The sequence below is a fragment of the Rathayibacter sp. SW19 genome (assembly GCF_030866825.1).
Classification (GTDB): Bacteria; Actinomycetota; Actinomycetes; order Actinomycetales; family Microbacteriaceae; genus Rathayibacter_A; species Rathayibacter_A soli.
This window is the reverse complement of sequence record NZ_CP133020.1, coordinates 3,019,645-3,036,938: the sequence shown is the minus strand read 5'-3', so window position 1 is coordinate 3,036,938 and position 17,294 is coordinate 3,019,645. Positions and strand designations below refer to the sequence as shown.

Below are 17,294 nucleotides of genomic sequence, written 5' to 3'. Positions count from 1 at the left end.
TCGTGCATACGGTGGATGCATCATGAGTCACGATCACGCCCACGGCATCGCGAACCGACGGCGACTGTCCCTCGCCATCTGCATCGTTGGGGTCGTGCTGGTCATCGAGATCGGTGGTGCGCTCTTCAGCGGCTCGCTGGCGCTTCTTGCGGATGCCGGGCACATGCTCAGCGACCTCGCCGGCCTGATCATCGCACTTGTTGCCACCATCGTCGCCACCCGCCCGGCCACCGATCGACAGACATTCGGCTACCGGCGCGTCGAGGTGTTCGGTGCACTGATCAACGGCATCATCCTGGTGGTTGTGGCAGTGTCGGTCGCGATCGGTGGAATCGGTCGCCTGATCAGCGGGGAACAGGGCGAGGTGCACTCCGTGCCGATGCTCGTCGTCGCCTCGATCGGTTTGGTCGCCAACTTCGTTGCGCTGCTCGTGCTGCGGCAGGGCGCGGCCAGTTCAATCAACGTGCGCGGCGCCTACCTCGAGGTATTCGGCGATCTGCTCGGCTCGATCGCCGTGATCGTCGCGGCGGTCGTGATCCTCACGACCGGCTTTGTGCAGGCGGATGCGATCGCGTCGCTTGCAATCGCCGTGATGATCGTGCCGCGCGCGTTCTCACTGCTACGCGACGTCGTTCGCGTGCTGAGTGAGTCGGCCCCGGCCGACACCGATGTCGCGCGCATCCGTGAGCACATTCTCGGCACGCCCGGCGTCGTCGCCGTGCACGATGTTCACGTGTGGGCGATCACGTCGGGAGCCCCCGTCTTCACCGCTCACGTCGTTGTGCAGCCGGGGGTGTTCAAGGCAGGGGGTGCCGGGGCATTACTTGACCAGCTCTCCGGCTGCCTCGCCGAGCACTTCGATGTCGAACACTCGACATTCCAGCTGGAGCCGTCAGAGCATGCCGAGCACGAGGATCACACGCACCGCTGAGCGTCAGGTGCGCTGAGCGTCGGGTGCGCTGAGAGTCAGATGCGCTGAGCGTCAGCAGCGTTGATTATCAGCTGCGCTTGCAGGCCCTTACTCTGCGTGCTCGCCGAACACCTTGGGGTCCAGTGCCACATCATCATCGGTGGCAGGCACATTACTCGCGGCGTTCTTCTTTGCCTTTCGGCTGGACTGGATGTAGTGATACAGGGTCGGAATCACGGTCACCACGACCGCGCCCAACAGGATCAAATCGATGTATTTCTTCACGAAATCGGCGACTGGCGGGATGTAGCCGAGGAAGTAGCCGAACAGTGTCAGCCCGACGCCCCAGATGAACGCGCCGATGAAGTTGTAAAGACTGTACTTCTTGTAGTTCATGTGCCCGACGCCGGCAGCGACCGGTGCAAAGGTTCGAACGACGGGCACGAACCGCGCGAGAATCACGGCTAGTCCGCCGAAGCGTTCGAAGAATGCGTTGGTGCGTTTTACGTTCTGCACACTGAACAGGCCTGTCTCCTTGCGCTCGAAGATGCGCGGGCCGGCTTTCTTGCCGATCAGGTAGCCGACTTCGCCGCCGAGGAATGCCGAGAACGCGATCGCAAGACAGACCCACCAGATGTCGATGTGGATGCCGTGGCCGTTCGCCGTGGCGTGTGCCGTGAAGGTGAGAAGCCCGGTGATGACCAGGAGTGTGTCGCCCGGCAGCAGGAAGCCGATGAGCAGGCCGGTTTCGGCGAAAATGATCGCACACACGACGAGCAGCGCCCATGGGCCGGCCGCGTCGATGATGGTCGATGGGTCGAGCCAGGGAATCAAGGATGAGAGGTGAACCACAGTGCTCCAGTGGGCGACGACGAAGGCGGCAAACGCAACCGATGCCCCGTCGGCGGTGGTGAACAAAGATAACTTCTGTGAAGTTTAGCGAGCGACGCTGCATGGTGGGTGAACAGACGCTGATTACGCGAAAAGATCATCCGCTGGGTGGACATTGCCCGTGCGGTAGCCGGTGCGGAAGGGGGGATTTGAACCCCCACGCTCGAAAGCACAGGAACCTAAATCCTGCGTGTCTGCCAATTCCACCACTCCCGCGAGTGCGCCTAACAGCATAGCCGGGTGCTCGCCTGCTGGCTCGTACAGAGTGCCTGTGGATAACTTCTGCGCCGGGTTCGCGATTCCGGGCATGATTTTGGAATGACCGATGCCGTGCGACTGATCACAGACCGTGTTCGCGAACGGGTGCGCCACGACGGCGCCGACCCGACGCTTGCTGCAGCACGAACATCGCAGTACGTGCACGAGGAGTTGCGCCGCTACAGCGAGCATGCGCTCGGCGGCTCGGCGCCGATGCTGGCCGACGAGGGCCGTGCCGCGCAGGAGATCGTCGCCTCGCTCACCGGGTTCGGTGCGCTCCAGCCCTATCTCGACGACCCGACCATCGAGGAGATCTGGATCAACGCTCCCAGCCGCGTATTCGTTGCCCGGGATGGTGTGCCAGAACTCACCGGCACAGTTTTGGCCGACGGCGACGTGCGCGATCTCGTCGAACGGATGCTGCAATCCTCTGGTCGCCGAGTCGATCTCTCGAGTCCGTTCGTCGACGCGTCGCTGCCGGATGGGTCGCGTTTGCACGTCGTGATCCCCGACGTGACGCGCAGGCACTGGGCGGTGAACATTCGCAAGTTTCCGAAGCGCATCCGCGAGTTGGGTCAGCTGGTTGCGCTCGGTTCCCTTCCGCAACAGGCGGCCGAGTTCTTGCGGATGTGCGTTCTCGCGGGGCAGAACATCCTCGTCGCTGGTGCGACGCAGGCGGGCAAGACCACGCTCTTGAACACATTGCTCTCTGCCGCTCGTCAGAACGAGCGCATCGTCACGGTGGAGGAGACGTTCGAACTCGACCTGATCGCCCGCGATGTTGTCGCAATGCAGTGTCGCCAGCCGAGTCTCGAAGGGAGCGGCGAGATCACGCTACGACGACTGATCAAGGAGGCGTTGCGGATGCGCCCCGACCGTCTGGTCGTCGGTGAAGTGCGTGAGGCGGAGAGCCTCGACTTGCTGCTCGCACTGAATGCCGGGGTGCCGGGCGCCTGTTCGATTCACGCGAACAGCGCACGCGAGGCACTGTCCAAGCTCTGCACGCTGCCGTTGCTGGCCGGCAGCAATATCGATGCGGGCTTCGTCGTGCCGACGGTCGCAAGTTGTATTGACATCGTGGTCTTCTGCGAACTGGATCGGCATGGGCGCCGCAGGGTGAGTGAGATCCTGGCCCCGAGCGGAACGGTGACGGCCGGAACCATCGAGGCCAGCCCGATCTTCGCTATCCGCGACGGATTGCTCGAGGCGACCGGCGGGCATCCGACCAAAACTGCGAAGTTCCATGCTGCAGGCTTGGATCCGGCCATCGTGTTGCGACGGGGCATGGCGTGATCGCGGCGGTGGGGCTCCTGCTCGGCGGCGGGCTAGTGCTGGTGCTCGCCCCGTTCTTGTGGCCGAGAGTCGCCGCGGCCGGCACCGCACGGCAGCGGCATGCGAATGTTCTGCGCAGCAGTCTGGCGCAGGCCGGACTGCCCTTCGTGAGCCCCACAGCCTTCCTCGCCATCTGCGCGCTAGCTGGAATCGTTGCGGCAGCATTCACTCAGGCATTGGTCGGAGTTGTGGCACTTGCCGCGGCAGCGGCGGTTGTCGGCTCCAGTCTGCCCTGGTTGCTTGTGCGCTGGCGTCGCCTGGTGCGCAGACGTGAAAGCCGCACGGTGTGGCCGGATGTCGTCGATCACCTGGTTTCCGCAGTGCGGTCCGGCCTGGCCCTGCCGGACAGCGTCAGCGCACTCGCTCACGTAGGGCCCGCCGCGACACGTGCGGCGTTCACGGAGTTCGAGCGCGACTATCGGGCCACCGGCAACTTCGCGAGTTGTCTGGATCGGCTCAAAGATGCCCTTGCAGACCCGGTGGCCGATCGCATCCTGGAGACGTTGCGGATGGCTCGCGAGGTCGGCGGCAGCGAACTGACGACCGTGCTGCGCGGTCTCGCCGCGAACCTGCGTGAGGAGGCGGCGATCCGGGCGGAGGTCGAAGCGCGGCAGTCCTGGGTGGTCAACGCCGCTCGACTGGGTGTGGCGGCCCCGTGGATTGTTCTCGTATTGCTGGCGTCGCGATCGGAAGCGGCTCTGGCCTACAACACACCGACCGGCACAGCTGTGATCGTCTGCGGTTTGGCCCTATCGGTCGTCGCATATCGACTGATGATCGCCCTCGGCAGACTTCCCGAGGAGAAGCGGTGGTTCCGATGAGTGTCTTTGCGGCGTGGGGTGTGCTGTGCGGGGTCGGCTTCGGGCTCGGACTCTGGTCAATGCTTGCGGTGCTGCCGCGGTTGAGCTGGCCACGCTTGGCCGACCGGGTCGCGCCATACGTTGTCGACATCTCAGACGAGGCACGCATGCTGACGGCGCGCACCACCGTGCACCCGTTGCCGCTTGTTGGTGCGCTTGTTCAGCCACTGATCGGCGGATTGCGGCGAGGTGTTTCGCGCACACTTGGCGGCGGCGACACCATTGCATTGCGGCTCCGGCAGGCCGGCTCATCCCTGACAGTGGACGGCTTCCGCTCCCAGCAGCTGCTGTGGGGCGCATTCGGCTTCGCCGCCGGGCTCGCGATCGCTGTTCTCGCAGGTACAGTCGTGGCCGGGTCCACCCGGCCGATGCCGGCCGTTGCGCAAGCCGCCCTGCCGCTTATGCTCGCAGCCTGCGGGTTCGTTGCGAAGGACTGGCTCCTCAAACGCGCCGCGCGTGCTCGCCTGCGGCGTATCGCGGCCGAGTTCCCGACCGTGGTCGAATTCCTGACCCTCAGCCTCGCCGCAGGCGAAGGGATTCTGGACGCCATTCGCAGGATCGCCCGCGTCAGCTCTGGCGAACTTGCCCGTGAGCTGTCGGGATTGGTGGCAGATGTGGCCATTGGCATCCCTATTGCAACGGCGTTGACTCGCGTCGCCGACGGCATTCGCCTGCCGATGTTGACGCGCTGCGTAGAGGCGATCACGGCGTCGCTGGAGCGCGGTACCCCGCTGGCCGAAGTATTGCGCGCGCAAGCCGCCGACGCTCGCGCCGAGTCGAAACGCGAGCTGCTGGAATCGGCAGGAAAGAAGGAAGTGGCCATGTTGGTGCCTTTGGTCTTCCTCATTTTGCCGACGACGGTGCTATTCGCAATCTATCCAGGCGTTTTTGTACTGCAGTCCGGTTTCTGAATCGGCGCGTGAGAGAAGGGAAAGGCGACATGTCGAGATTGGTTGGCTGCAGCCGGAGGCTGATAAGGGCGATCCGCAGTGACGAGCGAGGGGACGTGCCCGGCTGGGTGCTCATCACGTTGATGACTGCTGGCCTTGTGATCATCATCTGGGGTCTTGCCGGGCCGGCGCTAAGCAGCGTGTTCGAACAGGCGATCAGCCGCGTCACGAGCTTCTGAGCTGTGGTGATGGGCATCCGCTGCCGCGCTCTGAGTTGGCGTAGCGACGATGGTTCGGCGATCGCCGAATTCGTGATGGTGGTCGGGTTGCTCACCGTGCTGACGCTGTCTGTCATCCAGCTCGGGCTCGCCCTGCTCATCCGCAACACCGTTCTGGATGCCGCCGCGGAGGGCGCGCGTTTCGCCGCGCTCGCCGACAACTCGCTCGCCGAGGGGCAGACTCGCACACGCGACTTGATCGTTACGGCGCTCGGCGGCGGCTATTCGCGCGACATCCGGGCGACATACGGCGACTATCGCGGGCAACAGGCGGTCACGATCACGGTGCGCACGCCGCTGCCGCTGATCGGGTTGGTCGGGCTCGATGGCGGAATGGAGGTAAGCGGTCATGCGTCAGTGGAAACTCTGGATGCGTCGCGTCCGTGAGGAGGACGGCTCCTCGTCCCTCGAGTTCATCACCATGGGGTTGCTACTGCTCGTGCCCCTGGTTTACCTCACTCTGGCCGTTGCCAGCATTCAGGGGGCGGCGCTGGCCGTCGAAGGTGCGGCACGTCAGGCTGCGCGCGTGTACGTGCAAGCACCGACGACAGCGGATGCCGATGCCCGCGCCGAGCGCGCCGTCGACTTCGCACTTGCGGACTACGGCCTTGATTCCGGGCAGGCACAGATTTCCGTCTCGTGCGCACCAGACCCCGATCACTGCCTGACCCGAACCGGCGCGGTGACCGTCACTGTGCAAGTGCGCGCACCGTTGCCGCTGGTGCCAAGCGTGCTCGACCTTCAGCAGACGGCGAGTGTTCCGCTGCAGGCCACCGGCACCCAGACGGTCTCACGGTTCTGGAGCGGACAATGAGGCGGCTGCGTGACGAAGAGGGGTCGATCCTGCCGTTGACGATGTTCTACGGCGTGCTCTGCCTCGTGTTGATTCTGCTTGTCGTAGCGGCGACCTCCCTCTACCTGGAACGCAAACGGTTGTTCACGCTGGCAGACGGCGCAGCGCTTGCCGGTGCCGAATCGTTCTCCCTCGAGGAGATTGCGACCGCGGGCGGGCTCCCACAGCTGTCGTTGAATGACGTCGCGGTGCGCAGTGCAGCGCAGGACTATCTTTCTCACAGGGCAGCGCAGTTTTCCCCCGGTGCAACACAGCCCTTCGACGCGCTCGCGCTCGTCGAGGCGCACTCCGCGGACGGTCGTAGTGCGACGGTGCGGCTGGCCGCCACGTGGCATCCGCCAGTCGTGTCGCTTTTGGTTCCCGACGGCATCCGCCTCGAGGTGACTTCGGTCGCACGTTCCGTCTTCTGGTGATCGGCGGCCTCATGCGCTCAATCTCGTGCGTCCAATCTCAAGCGCCCAATTTCATGCGCTAGGCCTCGGACGCCGCGGCACGTACCGCGGGATGTAGCGTGCCAGCACACCCGCACCGACCAGGCCGAGCACGCCGATGCTGATGCTTGCCGCAGCCAGTGACACAACTGCGGTGACACCGGCGACCCACAGCGGCGCGGCGGCTTGGCCGGCGTCGCCGGTGAATCGCCAGGCGCCCAAGAACGGGGCAGGGTTGCCCGGCGGTGCGAGGTCGGCCCCGAGTGTCATCAGGATTCCGCTGCCGATGCCGTTGGCAAGCGCCATGAACAGTGCGACGGCGATGAACCACGGCTCGTCCGTCACGAATGCCAGCGCGAAATGAGCGAGGGCGAGTCCGAGCATCGAGGGCATTGCCGTCCACATGCGGCCGAAACGGTCCATGACCTGGCCCGATACGTAGAACAGTGCGAAGTCGACACCGCCGGCCAGCCCGATGATCAGTGCGGCGGTCGTATCAGTGAGTCCTATCGATACGGCATACAGCGGCAAGATGATCGTGCGCGACGATCGAATCGCCCCGATCAGCGCGGCACCCGTGCCCATGCGCACCAGTACGCCTCGATTCGACCAGATCGTGCGGAACAGGCCGACGGTGCGTTCCTGGGCGTCGACCCGCCCCGGGGCGGCGATCCCGCGCATTTTGGCGACCGTCACGGTCGGGTCCGGCACGACCATCAGCACGACGGCCGAGGCGGCGCACGCGACGATGTGCACCCAGAAGACCATGTGCGTGTCGCCCGTCCACGCAATGACGCCCGCGCTGATGATCGGCCCGATGAACCAGCCACCGCGGAAGAGCCCGCCGAGTGTCGAGAGCGCCCGCGCGCGGTACTTCAGCGGCACGTACGTCGTCATGAACGCGTGCCGTGCCAGCGCGAACACCGCGGTTGCAAGGCCGATCAGAAACACACCGATCGTCAGGGCCAGCACCGTCGGGGACGCAAGGCAGATCACGAGGCCGACGATGCAGATCATCGCGGCGCCGACCATCGAGTTGCGCTCACCGAATCGCCCGACTATCCACCCGCTCGGCACATCGCCGAGCACCTCGCCGACCATGATCATGCCGCCGATGAACCCGGCCAGGGCAAGCCCTGCCCCGAGGTTGTGCGCGAGGATCGGAATGATCGGAATGATCGCACCCTCACCGACCGAGAAGAGCAACGTTGGCAGAAAGGCGGCCAGTGCAACCTCGCGGATGCTGAACGGCAGCTCATCGGAGGAAGTCACTATCCCGAATCTACACTGATGCGCTGTTGCGATCAGGCGCCCCCGGTAGGCTTGGCGCACAATGATTGAACTGGACTTCACCGCGCAGATTGCGGATTTGCGCTCGACTTTCGCCGACATCCGGGCGGTCGTCGATGTCGATGGATTGCGCGCCGAAATCGAACGGCTGAGCAGCGAGGCGGGCGTGCCCGACCTGTGGGACGACACCGAGCACGCCCAGAAGGTGACGAGTGATCTCAGCCACCGGCAGACCGAATTGGCGCGCATCGACGGCATTCAACGACGCCTCGACGATCTCGATGTTCTGATCGAAATGGCGACGGACGGCGCGGGGGATCAGGAGTCCGCAGATGAGGCGCGCGCCGAACTCGCCGCGCTTCAGATGGTGATGGACGACCTCGAGGTACAAACCCTGCTGAACGGCGACTACGACCAGCGCCCGGCAGTTGTCACCATTCGCGCCGGGGCGGGCGGGGTGGATGCCGCGGACTTCGCCGACATGCTGCTGCGGATGTACCTGCGCTGGGCTGAGCAGCACAAGTATTCTGCAACCGTGCTCGACACCAGTTATGCGGAAGAGGCCGGCATCAAATCCGCGACCTTCGAAGTGGATGCCCCGTTCGCGTTCGGAACCCTCTCCGTGGAGGCCGGTACACACCGGCTGGTGCGGATGAGCCCGTTCAATTCGGCTGGAAAGCGGCAGACGAGTTTCGCGGCGGTCGAGGTCATTCCGCTGATGGAGGAGACGGAGGCGATCGATATTCCCGAGTCCGATATCCGGGTCGACGTCTTCCGGTCGTCCGGGCCAGGCGGCCAGTCGGTCAACACGACAGACTCGGCAGTTCGGATCACTCACATTCCGACGGGCACCGTCGTGTCGATGCAGAACGAGAAGAGCCAGATCCAGAACCGCGCGGCCGCGATGCGGGTTCTGCAGTCTCGACTGCTCATTCTGCAGCGTGAGCAGGAAGCCGCCACCAAGAAGGAACTGGCCGGCACGATCACTGCGAGCTGGGGCGATCAGATGCGCAGCTATGTGCTCGCGCCGTACCAGATGGTCAAGGACCTGCGCACCGACTACGAGGTCAACAACCCGCAGAACGTGTTCGACGGCGACCTCGATGGATTCATCGCTGCGGGCATCCGCTGGCGCAAGCAGGACCAGCGTAAGTAGGAACAACCCAAATAGGTGAGTCGCTGCTGATATCCACAGGTGCTCTGCTTAGGCTCGAGGGGTCATGATCCGGTTCGACCATATCTCCAAGAAATATTCGGGCACCACGAGGCCCGCGCTCGGTGACGTCACCTTCGAGGTGCTCCGCGGCGAGTTCGTCTTTCTCGTCGGTGCTTCGGGCTCGGGAAAGTCCAGTTGCCTTCGGCTGATCCTCAAAGAAGAGAAGCCGACAAAGGGCAAGATTCATGTGCTCGGGCAGGACCTCGGCAGCATCTCCAACCGCAAGGTGCCGTACTTTCGACGTAATCTCGGGGTGGTGTTCCAGGACTTCCGGCTGCTGCCGAACAAGAACGTGTTCGCGAACGTGGCGTTCACGCTGCAGGTGATCGGAAAGTCGCGAGGCTTCATCCAAGAGGCAGTTCCGGATGTTCTGACCATGGTCGGTCTGGACGGCAAAGCTCAGAGACTTCCGCACGAGCTCTCAGGCGGTGAGCAGCAGCGCGTTGCCATCGCCCGCGCCGTCGTGAACAAGCCGCAGATTCTGCTTGCGGACGAACCGACCGGAAACTTGGACCCCGCGACCAGCGCAGGCATCATGGCCGTGCTCGAGCGCATCAACGCCGGGGGCACGACGGTTTTGATGGCCACCCATGAGGCCGCGATCGTCGATCAGATGCAGCGGCGCGTCATCGAACTCGTCGAAGGCGAGATCGTGCGCGATGAGCGTCACGGAGGCTATGGGTACACGGCGGCAGTGCCGGTCATCACCCCTGCCGACGCGAAGGACAAGCGCGGCATGACACCTGCACCCGTGCTCGGCCGAACAGCCTCGACTGCGGTGCCGAGCGCTGCACCGTTTGCCGCGCCGCCACTGAAGAAGGCTCCGGCGCCGCCACCGCAGAAGGAACCCGCGCCGGAACCGCTGCCGGCGATGCCAACCGCACCGGCAACATCCGCTGCGCCGCCGGTTTCCGCACAAGACCTGCAGACGGCAGACGCGCTGCCCGAACAACTCAGCCTCGCGGAGCGACTCGGCTTGCGGGCTCCTGGGCAGAGTGACGATCTGGCCGATGAGCAGAATGTTGGGCCCGTAAAATGAGATTCGCGTTGGTCTGGTCGGAGGCGGCGAACGGCTTGCGTCGCAACCTGTCGATGGTCATTTCCGTCATCCTGGTCACATTCATCTCCCTGACGTTCGTCGGTGCCGCGATTCTGCTGCAGATGCAGATCGGGCAGATGAAGAGCTATTGGTATGACAAAGCACAGGTTGCGGTTTACATGTGCCTGCCGACGGACAACACGAAGACCTGTCTTGGTGCGGATGCGACACCCGATCAGATCGCGGCCGTGAAAGCGCAGCTGAACTCGCCCGAGTTGTCCAAGTTCATCAAGAAGTTCTACTTCGAGGATCACAAGCAGGCGTATGCGACATTCAAGCAGCAGTTCAAGGACAATCCGGTCGCGGATTACGTCACGCCGGACATGCTGAACCAGACGTTCTGGATCAATCTGAAGAACCCGTCACAGTCCGCTGTGCTCGTCGAGGGCCTGTCCGGCGTAGCCGGGGTGCAATCCGTCACCGACCAACGTAGTTATCTGGACCAGATCTTCAAGATCCTGAACGCTGCCAGCTACACCGCGATCGCGATCGCCGCGCTGATGCTTGTGGCCGCGGCCCTGCTGATTGCAACCACCATCAGACTCTCGGCGTTCTCCCGAAGAAGGGAGCTCGGGATCATGCGTCTGGTGGGCGCCTCGAACCGGTTCATTCAAACACCCTTCATACTCGAGGGGGTGTTCGCAGCTCTGATCGGTTCTGTTTTGGCCGGAGGAGCGATTGTGGCGATCGTGCAGTTCTTCGTGCGCGGCTATCTGACCGATCACATTCCGTTCACCTCGTTCGTGGGGATGAACGACGCGTTCGTCGTCGTGCCGATCCTGATCGTGGTGGGCATCGCGCTTGCTGCGCTGTCCGCCAATGTGGCGATCTCGCGCTATCTGAAGGTCTGACCGATCGCGTCCCGCTGATTGAGGAGCGCGGTGGAGCTCAAGGGATCGCGAAGCGATCCGCGACCCCAGCGCCGAGCGAGCCTGCGAGCGAGGGATGGAGGAACGAGCGTCTCGAAATCGAGGGCGCGGCGCCTGCGTTAGACTGGTGCGCTGCTTCTGAAGTACGAAGCGCATCCACCGAATGATCAACCCAGGAGAACGCCGTGCCCAGGGAACGTGGCCAGAAGGTCGTGGCCACCAATCGCAAAGCCCGCCACGACTACACGATCGAAGACACCTTTGAGGCCGGACTGGTCTTGCAAGGCAGCGAGGTGAAGTCGCTGAGGGAAGGTCGCGCCTCCCTGGTGGATGGCTACGCGTTCATCGACGGCGGTGAAGCCTGGCTGGATGCCGTGCACATTCCCGAGTACGTGGGTGGCACCTGGAACAACCATGCTCCTCGCCGCAAGCGCAAACTGTTGTTGCACAAAGAGCAGATCCTGAAGATCCACAACAAGGTCAAAGAGGGCGGCTACACGATCATCCCGCTGTCGATCTACTTCAGTGACGGGCGCGCGAAGGTCGAGATCGCGATCGCAAAGGGCAAGAAAGAGTACGACAAGCGTCAGGCACTTCGCGAGCGGCAGGACAAACGTGAGGCCGACCGCGCCATCTCGAGCAGGCGTCACCTGGGGGAGTAGCGGCGACTCAGGATGCCCTGACTTTGGATGCCGAGCCTCAGGATGCAGCAAACCTCGCGTGCACTGCGACCGCGATCGTGATCTCTTCCGGCTTCAGGTCGAGCGGTGACGAGGAGCCGCCGACGGACATTCGCGCGCTCATCGGCATGCTGCCGGATTCGGTCCCGGGTTCGCGGGAACCTTCGCCGAGCATCCCCGGGTCGCTGAGGGCGGTGGGCCAAATCGTGCTGAGGCCGACGCTCGTCGCCAACACGGTGGCCTTCGCGACTGCAGCTTCGACCGCGCGCCGTCGGGCTTCCGTCGTCAGGGTCTGACGGGTCTCTTCTGTCAGGGTCCACTCGACGCTGCGCAGAGTCACACCGTCACGCAGAGCGACCTCGCCGAGCCACGTGCTGAGCCGAGTGAGGTCACTGAATTTGACCGCGATCTCAGCCGCACCGTGGTACACGATCGGGAGAATCTTTCCCTCCTGATTCCACGGCCGATCTCCCCACACTCGCCACTGATCGGCCGACCACCAGGTAATCGGCGGACGCTCCTCGCCGGTCATGGCCTCGATTTCGCGACTGAGTTCGCCGTGCAGTTGCGTCACGGCATCCAGCACCGCTTGTCTTTCCGGGCCGTCGAACCCGACGGCGAGATGGGCGGTGCCGCGCTCGGCTGGATGGTGCAACTCGTGTTCACCGTGCACGGTGATGATCGTGTCCGCCATGCGGCACAGCCTAGCCTCACCGGGCTGGCACGGTGGCGGAGCGGGATCCTGTTCCAGAGCGCGAAGCGCGTGCCGTCGCGCGGAGCGTGGTCAGCGATACCACATGCAAGATCACGGCCAGCGGAACGATGACCGTCGGAATCAGCACCAACGGCAGCAGTGCGACCGGCGCGGTCGATGGCACGACCGTCAGCAGTCGAACCGGGCCCGGGCCGGCAAGGAATCCGGCGGTGAGCGCGTAGGCGAGGTCGAGCAAGCCGAGGATGTTGAACCAGAGAACTCCACGACCGGCGACACCGCGACGCATCCGTGCGGACAGGAAGATGGCTTCGATCCCGATTGCGATATCACCGAACCCCGCCGGCAAAGCGAAGACAGCGGGTAGCGCGCCCAGGGCGAACGCGGCGAGGAACGCCGCGCCACCAGCGATGCGCAGGGCGTGCGGCAGCGTGACTCGCCACGCAAGCTCGGGTCGGGTGAGGATGCGCGACGCCGCGGGCATCCGCGTGAACAGGAACGCCACCAGCATCGCGCCGAGGGCGGCGACGCCGATCGCCGGATTGGTCGCGGTCCACGTCAGTCGGTAGACGCCCGCCGCGGCGAGAAGAGTGCTCGCGATCGCCCACAGGGTCCATCCGATTCCGGCGGCCCAGGCGAGGCGTGCGGGAGTGGTTCGGCGAAGACCGTCGGGCGCGGTGCCGCGTGCCAGCGCGACGACGGTCAGCGCCGGTAGCCCGATGACACCCGTAATCACGAGCATCCAAACCACGAGGGGCAGAGGGTACATTTCAAGGTTCCTTTCCGGTGTGCGGTTCCGAACACCATGGTTGTTTCAGAACAGCTTGTTCGATTATGCTTGCAGTGGCGCAGGGCTGGTCAAGAGGCAATCTCGGCGGTTTGTTCGGTACGGGACACCGGCGCCGGATTGTCCGCAACTGAGGAGGAAGTACTCATGGTTGAGCAGGACCGACGTGTGCGTCGCACGCGCAAGGCGCTGCACGAAACGTTCATCTCACTTGTGCTCGAAAAGGGTTATGACCAGCTGACGGTGCAGGACATCCTGGATCGCGCCGACATCGGCCGTTCCACCTTCTACGCGCACTACCGCGACAAGGAGGCGCTCTTGACGGCGTGTTTCGATGGTGTGCGGGAGCAGCTCACCAGCGAATTCGACGCGCTGACCACAGCGGGACTGCCCATCGAGGTGTACCGCCCGGCCGAGTTGATCTTCGACCACGCGTATCGAAATCAGCGGATCTACCGTGCGATCTGCGGTCGCAATGGTGGCGGCATCGTGCTGCGCTATCTGCACACCCTGATCGTCGACGTGCTGCTCGAGCACCTGCGGCGACAAGCCAACGCCTCCGTGTCCGGCGACCGGGTTGCAGACAGCACGCCCGACGAGGTCGCAGCGGAGTTCTACGCAGCAGCCACCGTTGGCCTGCTGGCCTGGTGGATCGATCAGGATTTCGCTCGCGATCCGCGCTCGTTGGCAACGGACTTTCGACGCTTGGCCGGCCGCGGTGCCGCTGTAGTTGCGGATGCTCACAGCGAGCAGGTGCTTGCCCGCTAGCGCTGCAGTGCCTCCAGGATCCAGCTCTGCAACGTGCCGAGCCAGAAATAGACCTGCTGCGCCGGCTCCGCCTCCGGGCTGGTGTCGCCGGTGTCGTCGTCGGTGTGGATGCCGAGGCGCACAGCGAGCACGAGTCGCAGATCGGTGAGCGTGCGCAGCCACGGAATGACGGACGTGCGGTCCAGCGTGAGATCTGAGCCGGACTGCGCGGCATCCGCCAGGGTGCGGGCATCCGCAAGCTTTGCGGTCACGAGTTCGTCTTCCGTGAAGCGGCGGAACTCGGCTGCAGCCTCCGCATCCTCGCGATAGGCGTCAGGGAGCAGACGCGACAGCGCCGGGTCGCTCGGCGTGCCCGGCGGTGTGGTGCCGCTTGCATCGAGCAGCGTTGTCAGTTCCGCGGTGAGGTCGTCGAGAAGCTCCCACTCGTCGCTCGAAAGTTCGACGATGATGCGGTCGCGACCAGAATGGCGGACTCGCATCAGGCATCCGCTTTGTCGATGGTGGCCCAGAGTCCATAGCCGTGCATTGCCTGCACGTGCCGTTCCATCTGCTCACGGTTGCCGCTCGCGACGATCGCCTTGCCTTCGTTGTGCACCTGCAGCATGAGCTTTTCCGCTTTGTGTTTCGAGTAACCGAAATACTCGCGGAACACGTAGGTGACGTACGACATGAGGTTGACCGGGTCGTTCCAGACGATCGTGCACCACGGCGTGTCGGGTGCGGTCGTTGTGTGCACATCCGTCTGCTCGTCGGTCAACGTCACTTCTCCAGCCTGGCACATTGTGCAGGTCGCGCGACCCCGGCATAGAGCGCCATTTCACGGTCGGCAAAGGTCTCACGGCGTTGGACTGGTGGTGAGCGGTGCCGGGAGCCGGTTCGGTGGTGTGCAGTGTCGGTTCGGTGCCGTGGTGGGCATCCGTTTCGAGTTTCGGCCGGATTCCGGCGGAGGTGCGGCCGATTCGGGGTGCCAGCCGGGTGGGCCGGTGCATGATTCAGGTTGGATCGGCCGACACGCCGCTCCCGACGTGTTGGGGTGCCACTCCAGCCTGAATTCTGAACCGAAAATCCGTGGATCGACCACCCACCGTGGTTGACCGACGCTGACTACTCGATCACCGGCGCGTGCGCTCGTTTCATCGTTGGCTGTGGGAGGGCGGTGCCCTGGCATAGATTCGCGGACCAAAGTGTTGTAGTCTGATGTGCTTGCCGTTGATCCAGGTCGCGACGAGTATCGCAGTATGACAACTCAACAGCGCGTGATAGCGACCCACTTGTGTGCGAACGCGCACGAGTGCTCATGGGGATGATCGGTTTCGACATTGCCTGAGCGAATGTGAGAAGCGGGTCGAGGATCCAGGGTTATCTCGTAAACGATCTCTGGAAAAAAATAAGTGCCAATTCAAACCGCACTGTCTCCGCTCAGGCGGACTTCGCCCTCGCGGCGTAGTCACTGCTTTAGCGACTAAAGAGACCGTCAGGCCGGGAATGCTCTCTACCCGGACCCTGGCGTCAGCTAGAGAGATTGCTTTTATGTTCTGTCTTGGGGCATAGAGGGACTCAAACCGAGGCTGGGCTTGTCGGATTAGGTGCCAGTGGCAAATTCCGGAGCCGAGTAGAACGCTTGTACTGGCTACACCCGTAGAAGACATATGACCACAGCAGTGGACGGGGGTTCAATTCCCCCCATCTCCACCAACGGTCGCTATCACGCGTTGTTGAGAATCTGTGGGCCCTGTTCGTTAAGGGATGCGTTAGCGGCTGCGAGCGACCTCGACCCGCTCCGCGCGCCGACGCACCTTGTCCATCCCGACATCGTAGCGAGGGTTGCGCGGCGTGGGGTGACCCTGCAGTGGGGGGTGTGCGCGGCGGATCCTGAGTCCTGATGCTGTTGGTCCTGCTGCTCGCCGCATTGGCCGGTGCGTTGGTGCTGATCCTGCGCGGGCGCGCTCCCGGAATTTGTCGGTGCGGAACGTCGATGCGGCTAGCTGAATATCATCTTCTCGTACAGCGTTCGCCCCGTTACATGATCGGTGAGGCCGTCGAGTTCGATGTCCAGGACGAGGTCCGCGTTGAAGTCGTAGTACATCGGGTGCTCACCCATGTGCAGCAGACTCGACATGCCATGCCGTGGCGTGGACATGTCAAGCGACTCAATGAGAGCAGGGTTCGTGGCGGTCATCGTGATGCGGCCACGATCACCCTCCCAAGTCCATTCCATGCGGGTCGGATAGGTCTGCTCACCCGGCCCGGGGACCTCATCGCTGGTCACAAGCCGCAGCGGCAGCATGTCGTCGGTGATGAGGTCGTCGCCTTTTGCGAGGTAGAACGTCGGTATGTTGATCTGGCCGAAGCCCATGAACCCCTTCGTCGTCATCCGAACGTAGACGATCGAGTAGTCGCCGACGTGTGCTCGACCCCAGAACCAGTGATCGAGGAAGGATCCCATGAGGTGGTTGCCCCAGTTGTGGTCGTGGTAGGCCGTGCCTGTGAGAGTCTTCGTCTCGCCGTGTTCTGCGATCGTTGCGGTCACCTGCCCGTATGGCACCGGCACGACCCAGGCGAGGTAGTGGCGCTTCGCGGAGTCGAAGTATGAGACCCCTGCGCCCGGGCGCCACGACGGTGCAGCGCGGGTGATCGTCAGGTTCGCGGTGATGCCGTCTGCCTCGATGTGGAGCTCGTAGGTGTCGAGGTCGCCCGTCACAGTACTCGCACCCAAGCGCACGTCGCAACGATCGGTCGCGGCGCTGAACTCCTCGGCGGAGAAGGTTGGCGCAAGGTGCCTGCGGGTGCCGTCAGGCAGCTGGCGGATGACGAGGAGCGTCGGTATCAGCGGGCCCGACGGGTCGGTGTGCGGTTTGTTCGAGAAGGTCACGACCAGTGTGGAGCCGTCGTCCAACTGGACGTCGAAGTACCACCACTCGAAGGTGCTATCTGCCGCGTCGACCGCGCGGTAACCGTCCTCCCAAACTTCGACATGATCGGGCTTCAGCCCAAGGGCCGCCAGCGCGTCAGTCTGCGCCTTGGCCATGGTTGATTCGAATGGCGTCCCAGTAGCTCCACCACAAGAGACTTGTGAGAACCGCCGGCTAAAGGCTAGTCGCGGAGTCGGAGTAGCTTGGGGTATCAGCGGGATGCGTCGCTGCGCATGCTGGTCTGTGTGTACGGTCCGG

Annotated in this window: 20 protein-coding genes, 1 tRNA gene and 1 other RNA gene; 14 read left to right on the top strand and 8 right to left on the bottom strand. The window is 63.7% G+C overall.

Annotated elements, in window-relative coordinates; all coding sequences use genetic code 11:
• Nucleotides 1-22 precede the first annotated feature (22 nt).
• Nucleotides 23-931, top strand: a complete 909-nt coding sequence (locus tag QU604_RS14220) for a cation diffusion facilitator family transporter (protein WP_308465278.1) — start codon at nucleotides 23-25, stop codon at nucleotides 929-931.
• 87 nt (nucleotides 932-1,018) lie between these two features.
• Here QU604_RS14220 and QU604_RS14215 read toward each other — a convergent pair whose 3' ends face one another.
• Together QU604_RS14215 and QU604_RS14210 are read right to left on the bottom strand one after the other, a co-directional pair.
• Nucleotides 1,019-1,762, bottom strand: a complete 744-nt coding sequence (locus QU604_RS14215; protein ID WP_308468928.1) for a DedA family protein — start codon at nucleotides 1,760-1,762, stop codon at nucleotides 1,019-1,021.
• A 173-nt stretch (nucleotides 1,763-1,935) separates the two neighbouring features.
• A tRNA-Leu gene (locus tag QU604_RS14210) sits at nucleotides 1,936-2,017 on the bottom strand.
• Nucleotides 2,018-2,119: 102 nt separating this feature from the next.
• Between QU604_RS14210 and QU604_RS14205 the strand changes: the two genes are divergently transcribed.
• The 7 genes from QU604_RS14205 to QU604_RS14175 are packed head-to-tail and all read left to right on the top strand — an operon-like array spanning nucleotide 2,120 to nucleotide 6,685.
• The gene (locus tag QU604_RS14205; RefSeq protein WP_308465277.1) at nucleotides 2,120-3,352 is read left to right on the top strand and encodes a TadA family conjugal transfer-associated ATPase; all 1,233 of its coding nucleotides are present in this window, start codon (nucleotides 2,120-2,122) and stop codon (nucleotides 3,350-3,352) included.
• A complete protein-coding gene (locus QU604_RS14200) occupies nucleotides 3,349-4,212 on the top strand; it encodes a type II secretion system F family protein (RefSeq protein ID WP_308465276.1) in 864 nt (287 codons plus the stop codon). Before QU604_RS14205 ends, QU604_RS14200 begins: the two co-directional genes overlap by 4 nt.
• Nucleotides 4,209-5,162, top strand: a complete 954-nt coding sequence (locus QU604_RS14195) for a type II secretion system F family protein (RefSeq protein WP_308465275.1) — start codon at nucleotides 4,209-4,211, stop codon at nucleotides 5,160-5,162. The genes QU604_RS14200 and QU604_RS14195 overlap by 4 nt, the downstream gene beginning before the upstream one ends.
• A gap of 29 nt (nucleotides 5,163-5,191) precedes the next feature.
• Nucleotides 5,192-5,380: a hypothetical protein gene (locus QU604_RS14190; RefSeq protein ID WP_308465274.1), complete on the top strand. Its 189-nt coding sequence runs from the start codon at nucleotides 5,192-5,194 to the stop codon at nucleotides 5,378-5,380.
• A 9-nt stretch (nucleotides 5,381-5,389) separates the two neighbouring features.
• The gene (locus QU604_RS14185; protein ID WP_308465273.1) at nucleotides 5,390-5,806 is read left to right on the top strand and encodes a TadE family protein; all 417 of its coding nucleotides are present in this window, start codon (nucleotides 5,390-5,392) and stop codon (nucleotides 5,804-5,806) included.
• Complete coding sequence (locus QU604_RS14180; RefSeq protein ID WP_308465272.1) at nucleotides 5,769-6,233, top strand: hypothetical protein; 465 nt, start codon at nucleotides 5,769-5,771, stop codon at nucleotides 6,231-6,233. Before QU604_RS14185 ends, QU604_RS14180 begins: the two co-directional genes overlap by 38 nt.
• A complete protein-coding gene (locus tag QU604_RS14175) occupies nucleotides 6,230-6,685 on the top strand; it encodes a pilus assembly protein TadG-related protein (RefSeq protein WP_308465271.1) in 456 nt (151 codons plus the stop codon). The genes QU604_RS14180 and QU604_RS14175 overlap by 4 nt, the downstream gene beginning before the upstream one ends.
• 51 nt (nucleotides 6,686-6,736) lie before the next feature.
• Here the strand turns inward: QU604_RS14175 and QU604_RS14170 are convergent, their stop codons facing one another.
• Nucleotides 6,737-7,975 (bottom strand): MFS transporter, encoded by a 1,239-nt coding sequence (locus QU604_RS14170; protein WP_308465270.1) that lies wholly within the window; start codon nucleotides 7,973-7,975, stop codon nucleotides 6,737-6,739.
• A 61-nt stretch (nucleotides 7,976-8,036) separates the two neighbouring features.
• Here QU604_RS14170 and prfB point away from each other — a divergent pair, with 61 nt between their 5' ends.
• The 4 genes from prfB to smpB all read left to right on the top strand — a co-directional run bounded on the left by prfB (nucleotide 8,037) and on the right by smpB (nucleotide 11,839).
• Nucleotides 8,037-9,149, top strand: coding sequence for a peptide chain release factor 2 (gene prfB, locus QU604_RS14165; RefSeq protein ID WP_308465269.1), 1,113 nt, complete (start codon nucleotides 8,037-8,039; stop codon nucleotides 9,147-9,149).
• Between the two features lie 64 nt (nucleotides 9,150-9,213).
• A complete protein-coding gene (gene ftsE, locus QU604_RS14160; RefSeq protein WP_308465268.1) occupies nucleotides 9,214-10,248 on the top strand; it encodes a cell division ATP-binding protein FtsE in 1,035 nt (344 codons plus the stop codon).
• Complete coding sequence (gene ftsX, locus QU604_RS14155) at nucleotides 10,245-11,159, top strand: permease-like cell division protein FtsX (protein WP_308465267.1); 915 nt, start codon at nucleotides 10,245-10,247, stop codon at nucleotides 11,157-11,159. The genes ftsE and ftsX overlap by 4 nt, the downstream gene beginning before the upstream one ends.
• Before the next feature lie 203 nt (nucleotides 11,160-11,362).
• Nucleotides 11,363-11,839: an SsrA-binding protein SmpB gene (gene smpB, locus QU604_RS14150; protein ID WP_308465266.1), complete on the top strand. Its 477-nt coding sequence runs from the start codon at nucleotides 11,363-11,365 to the stop codon at nucleotides 11,837-11,839.
• Nucleotides 11,840-11,876: 37 nt separating this feature from the next.
• Here the strand turns inward: smpB and QU604_RS14145 are convergent, their stop codons facing one another.
• Nucleotides 11,877-12,551 carry an SIMPL domain-containing protein gene (locus QU604_RS14145; RefSeq protein WP_308465265.1) on the bottom strand — a complete coding sequence of 225 codons (675 nt, stop codon included), beginning with the start codon at nucleotides 12,549-12,551 and terminating at the stop codon, nucleotides 11,877-11,879.
• A 16-nt stretch (nucleotides 12,552-12,567) separates the two neighbouring features.
• A complete protein-coding gene (locus tag QU604_RS14140; protein WP_308465264.1) occupies nucleotides 12,568-13,338 on the bottom strand; it encodes a DUF8737 domain-containing protein in 771 nt (256 codons plus the stop codon).
• 165 nt (nucleotides 13,339-13,503) lie between these two features.
• Here QU604_RS14140 and QU604_RS14135 point away from each other — a divergent pair, with 165 nt between their 5' ends.
• Complete coding sequence (locus QU604_RS14135; RefSeq protein ID WP_308465263.1) at nucleotides 13,504-14,124, top strand: TetR/AcrR family transcriptional regulator; 621 nt, start codon at nucleotides 13,504-13,506, stop codon at nucleotides 14,122-14,124.
• Here the strand turns inward: QU604_RS14135 and QU604_RS14130 are convergent.
• Together QU604_RS14130 and clpS are read right to left on the bottom strand one after the other, a co-directional pair.
• Nucleotides 14,121-14,603 carry a DUF2017 domain-containing protein gene (locus tag QU604_RS14130; RefSeq protein WP_308465262.1) on the bottom strand — a complete coding sequence of 161 codons (483 nt, stop codon included), beginning with the start codon at nucleotides 14,601-14,603 and terminating at the stop codon, nucleotides 14,121-14,123. The genes QU604_RS14135 and QU604_RS14130 overlap by 4 nt on opposite strands.
• Nucleotides 14,603-14,905: an ATP-dependent Clp protease adapter ClpS gene (gene clpS, locus QU604_RS14125; RefSeq protein WP_308465261.1), complete on the bottom strand. Its 303-nt coding sequence runs from the start codon at nucleotides 14,903-14,905 to the stop codon at nucleotides 14,603-14,605. The genes QU604_RS14130 and clpS overlap by 1 nt, the downstream gene beginning before the upstream one ends.
• A 518-nt stretch (nucleotides 14,906-15,423) precedes the next feature.
• Between clpS and ssrA the strand changes: the two genes are divergently transcribed.
• Nucleotides 15,424-15,819, top strand: a transfer-messenger RNA (tmRNA) gene (gene ssrA, locus QU604_RS14120).
• Nucleotides 15,820-16,105: 286 nt separating this feature from the next.
• On the opposite strand, the gene QU604_RS14115 is transcribed toward ssrA, so the two are convergent.
• The gene (locus QU604_RS14115) at nucleotides 16,106-17,152 is read right to left on the bottom strand and encodes a lipocalin-like domain-containing protein (protein WP_308465260.1); all 1,047 of its coding nucleotides are present in this window, start codon (nucleotides 17,150-17,152) and stop codon (nucleotides 16,106-16,108) included.
• Nucleotides 17,153-17,294 lie beyond the last annotated feature (142 nt).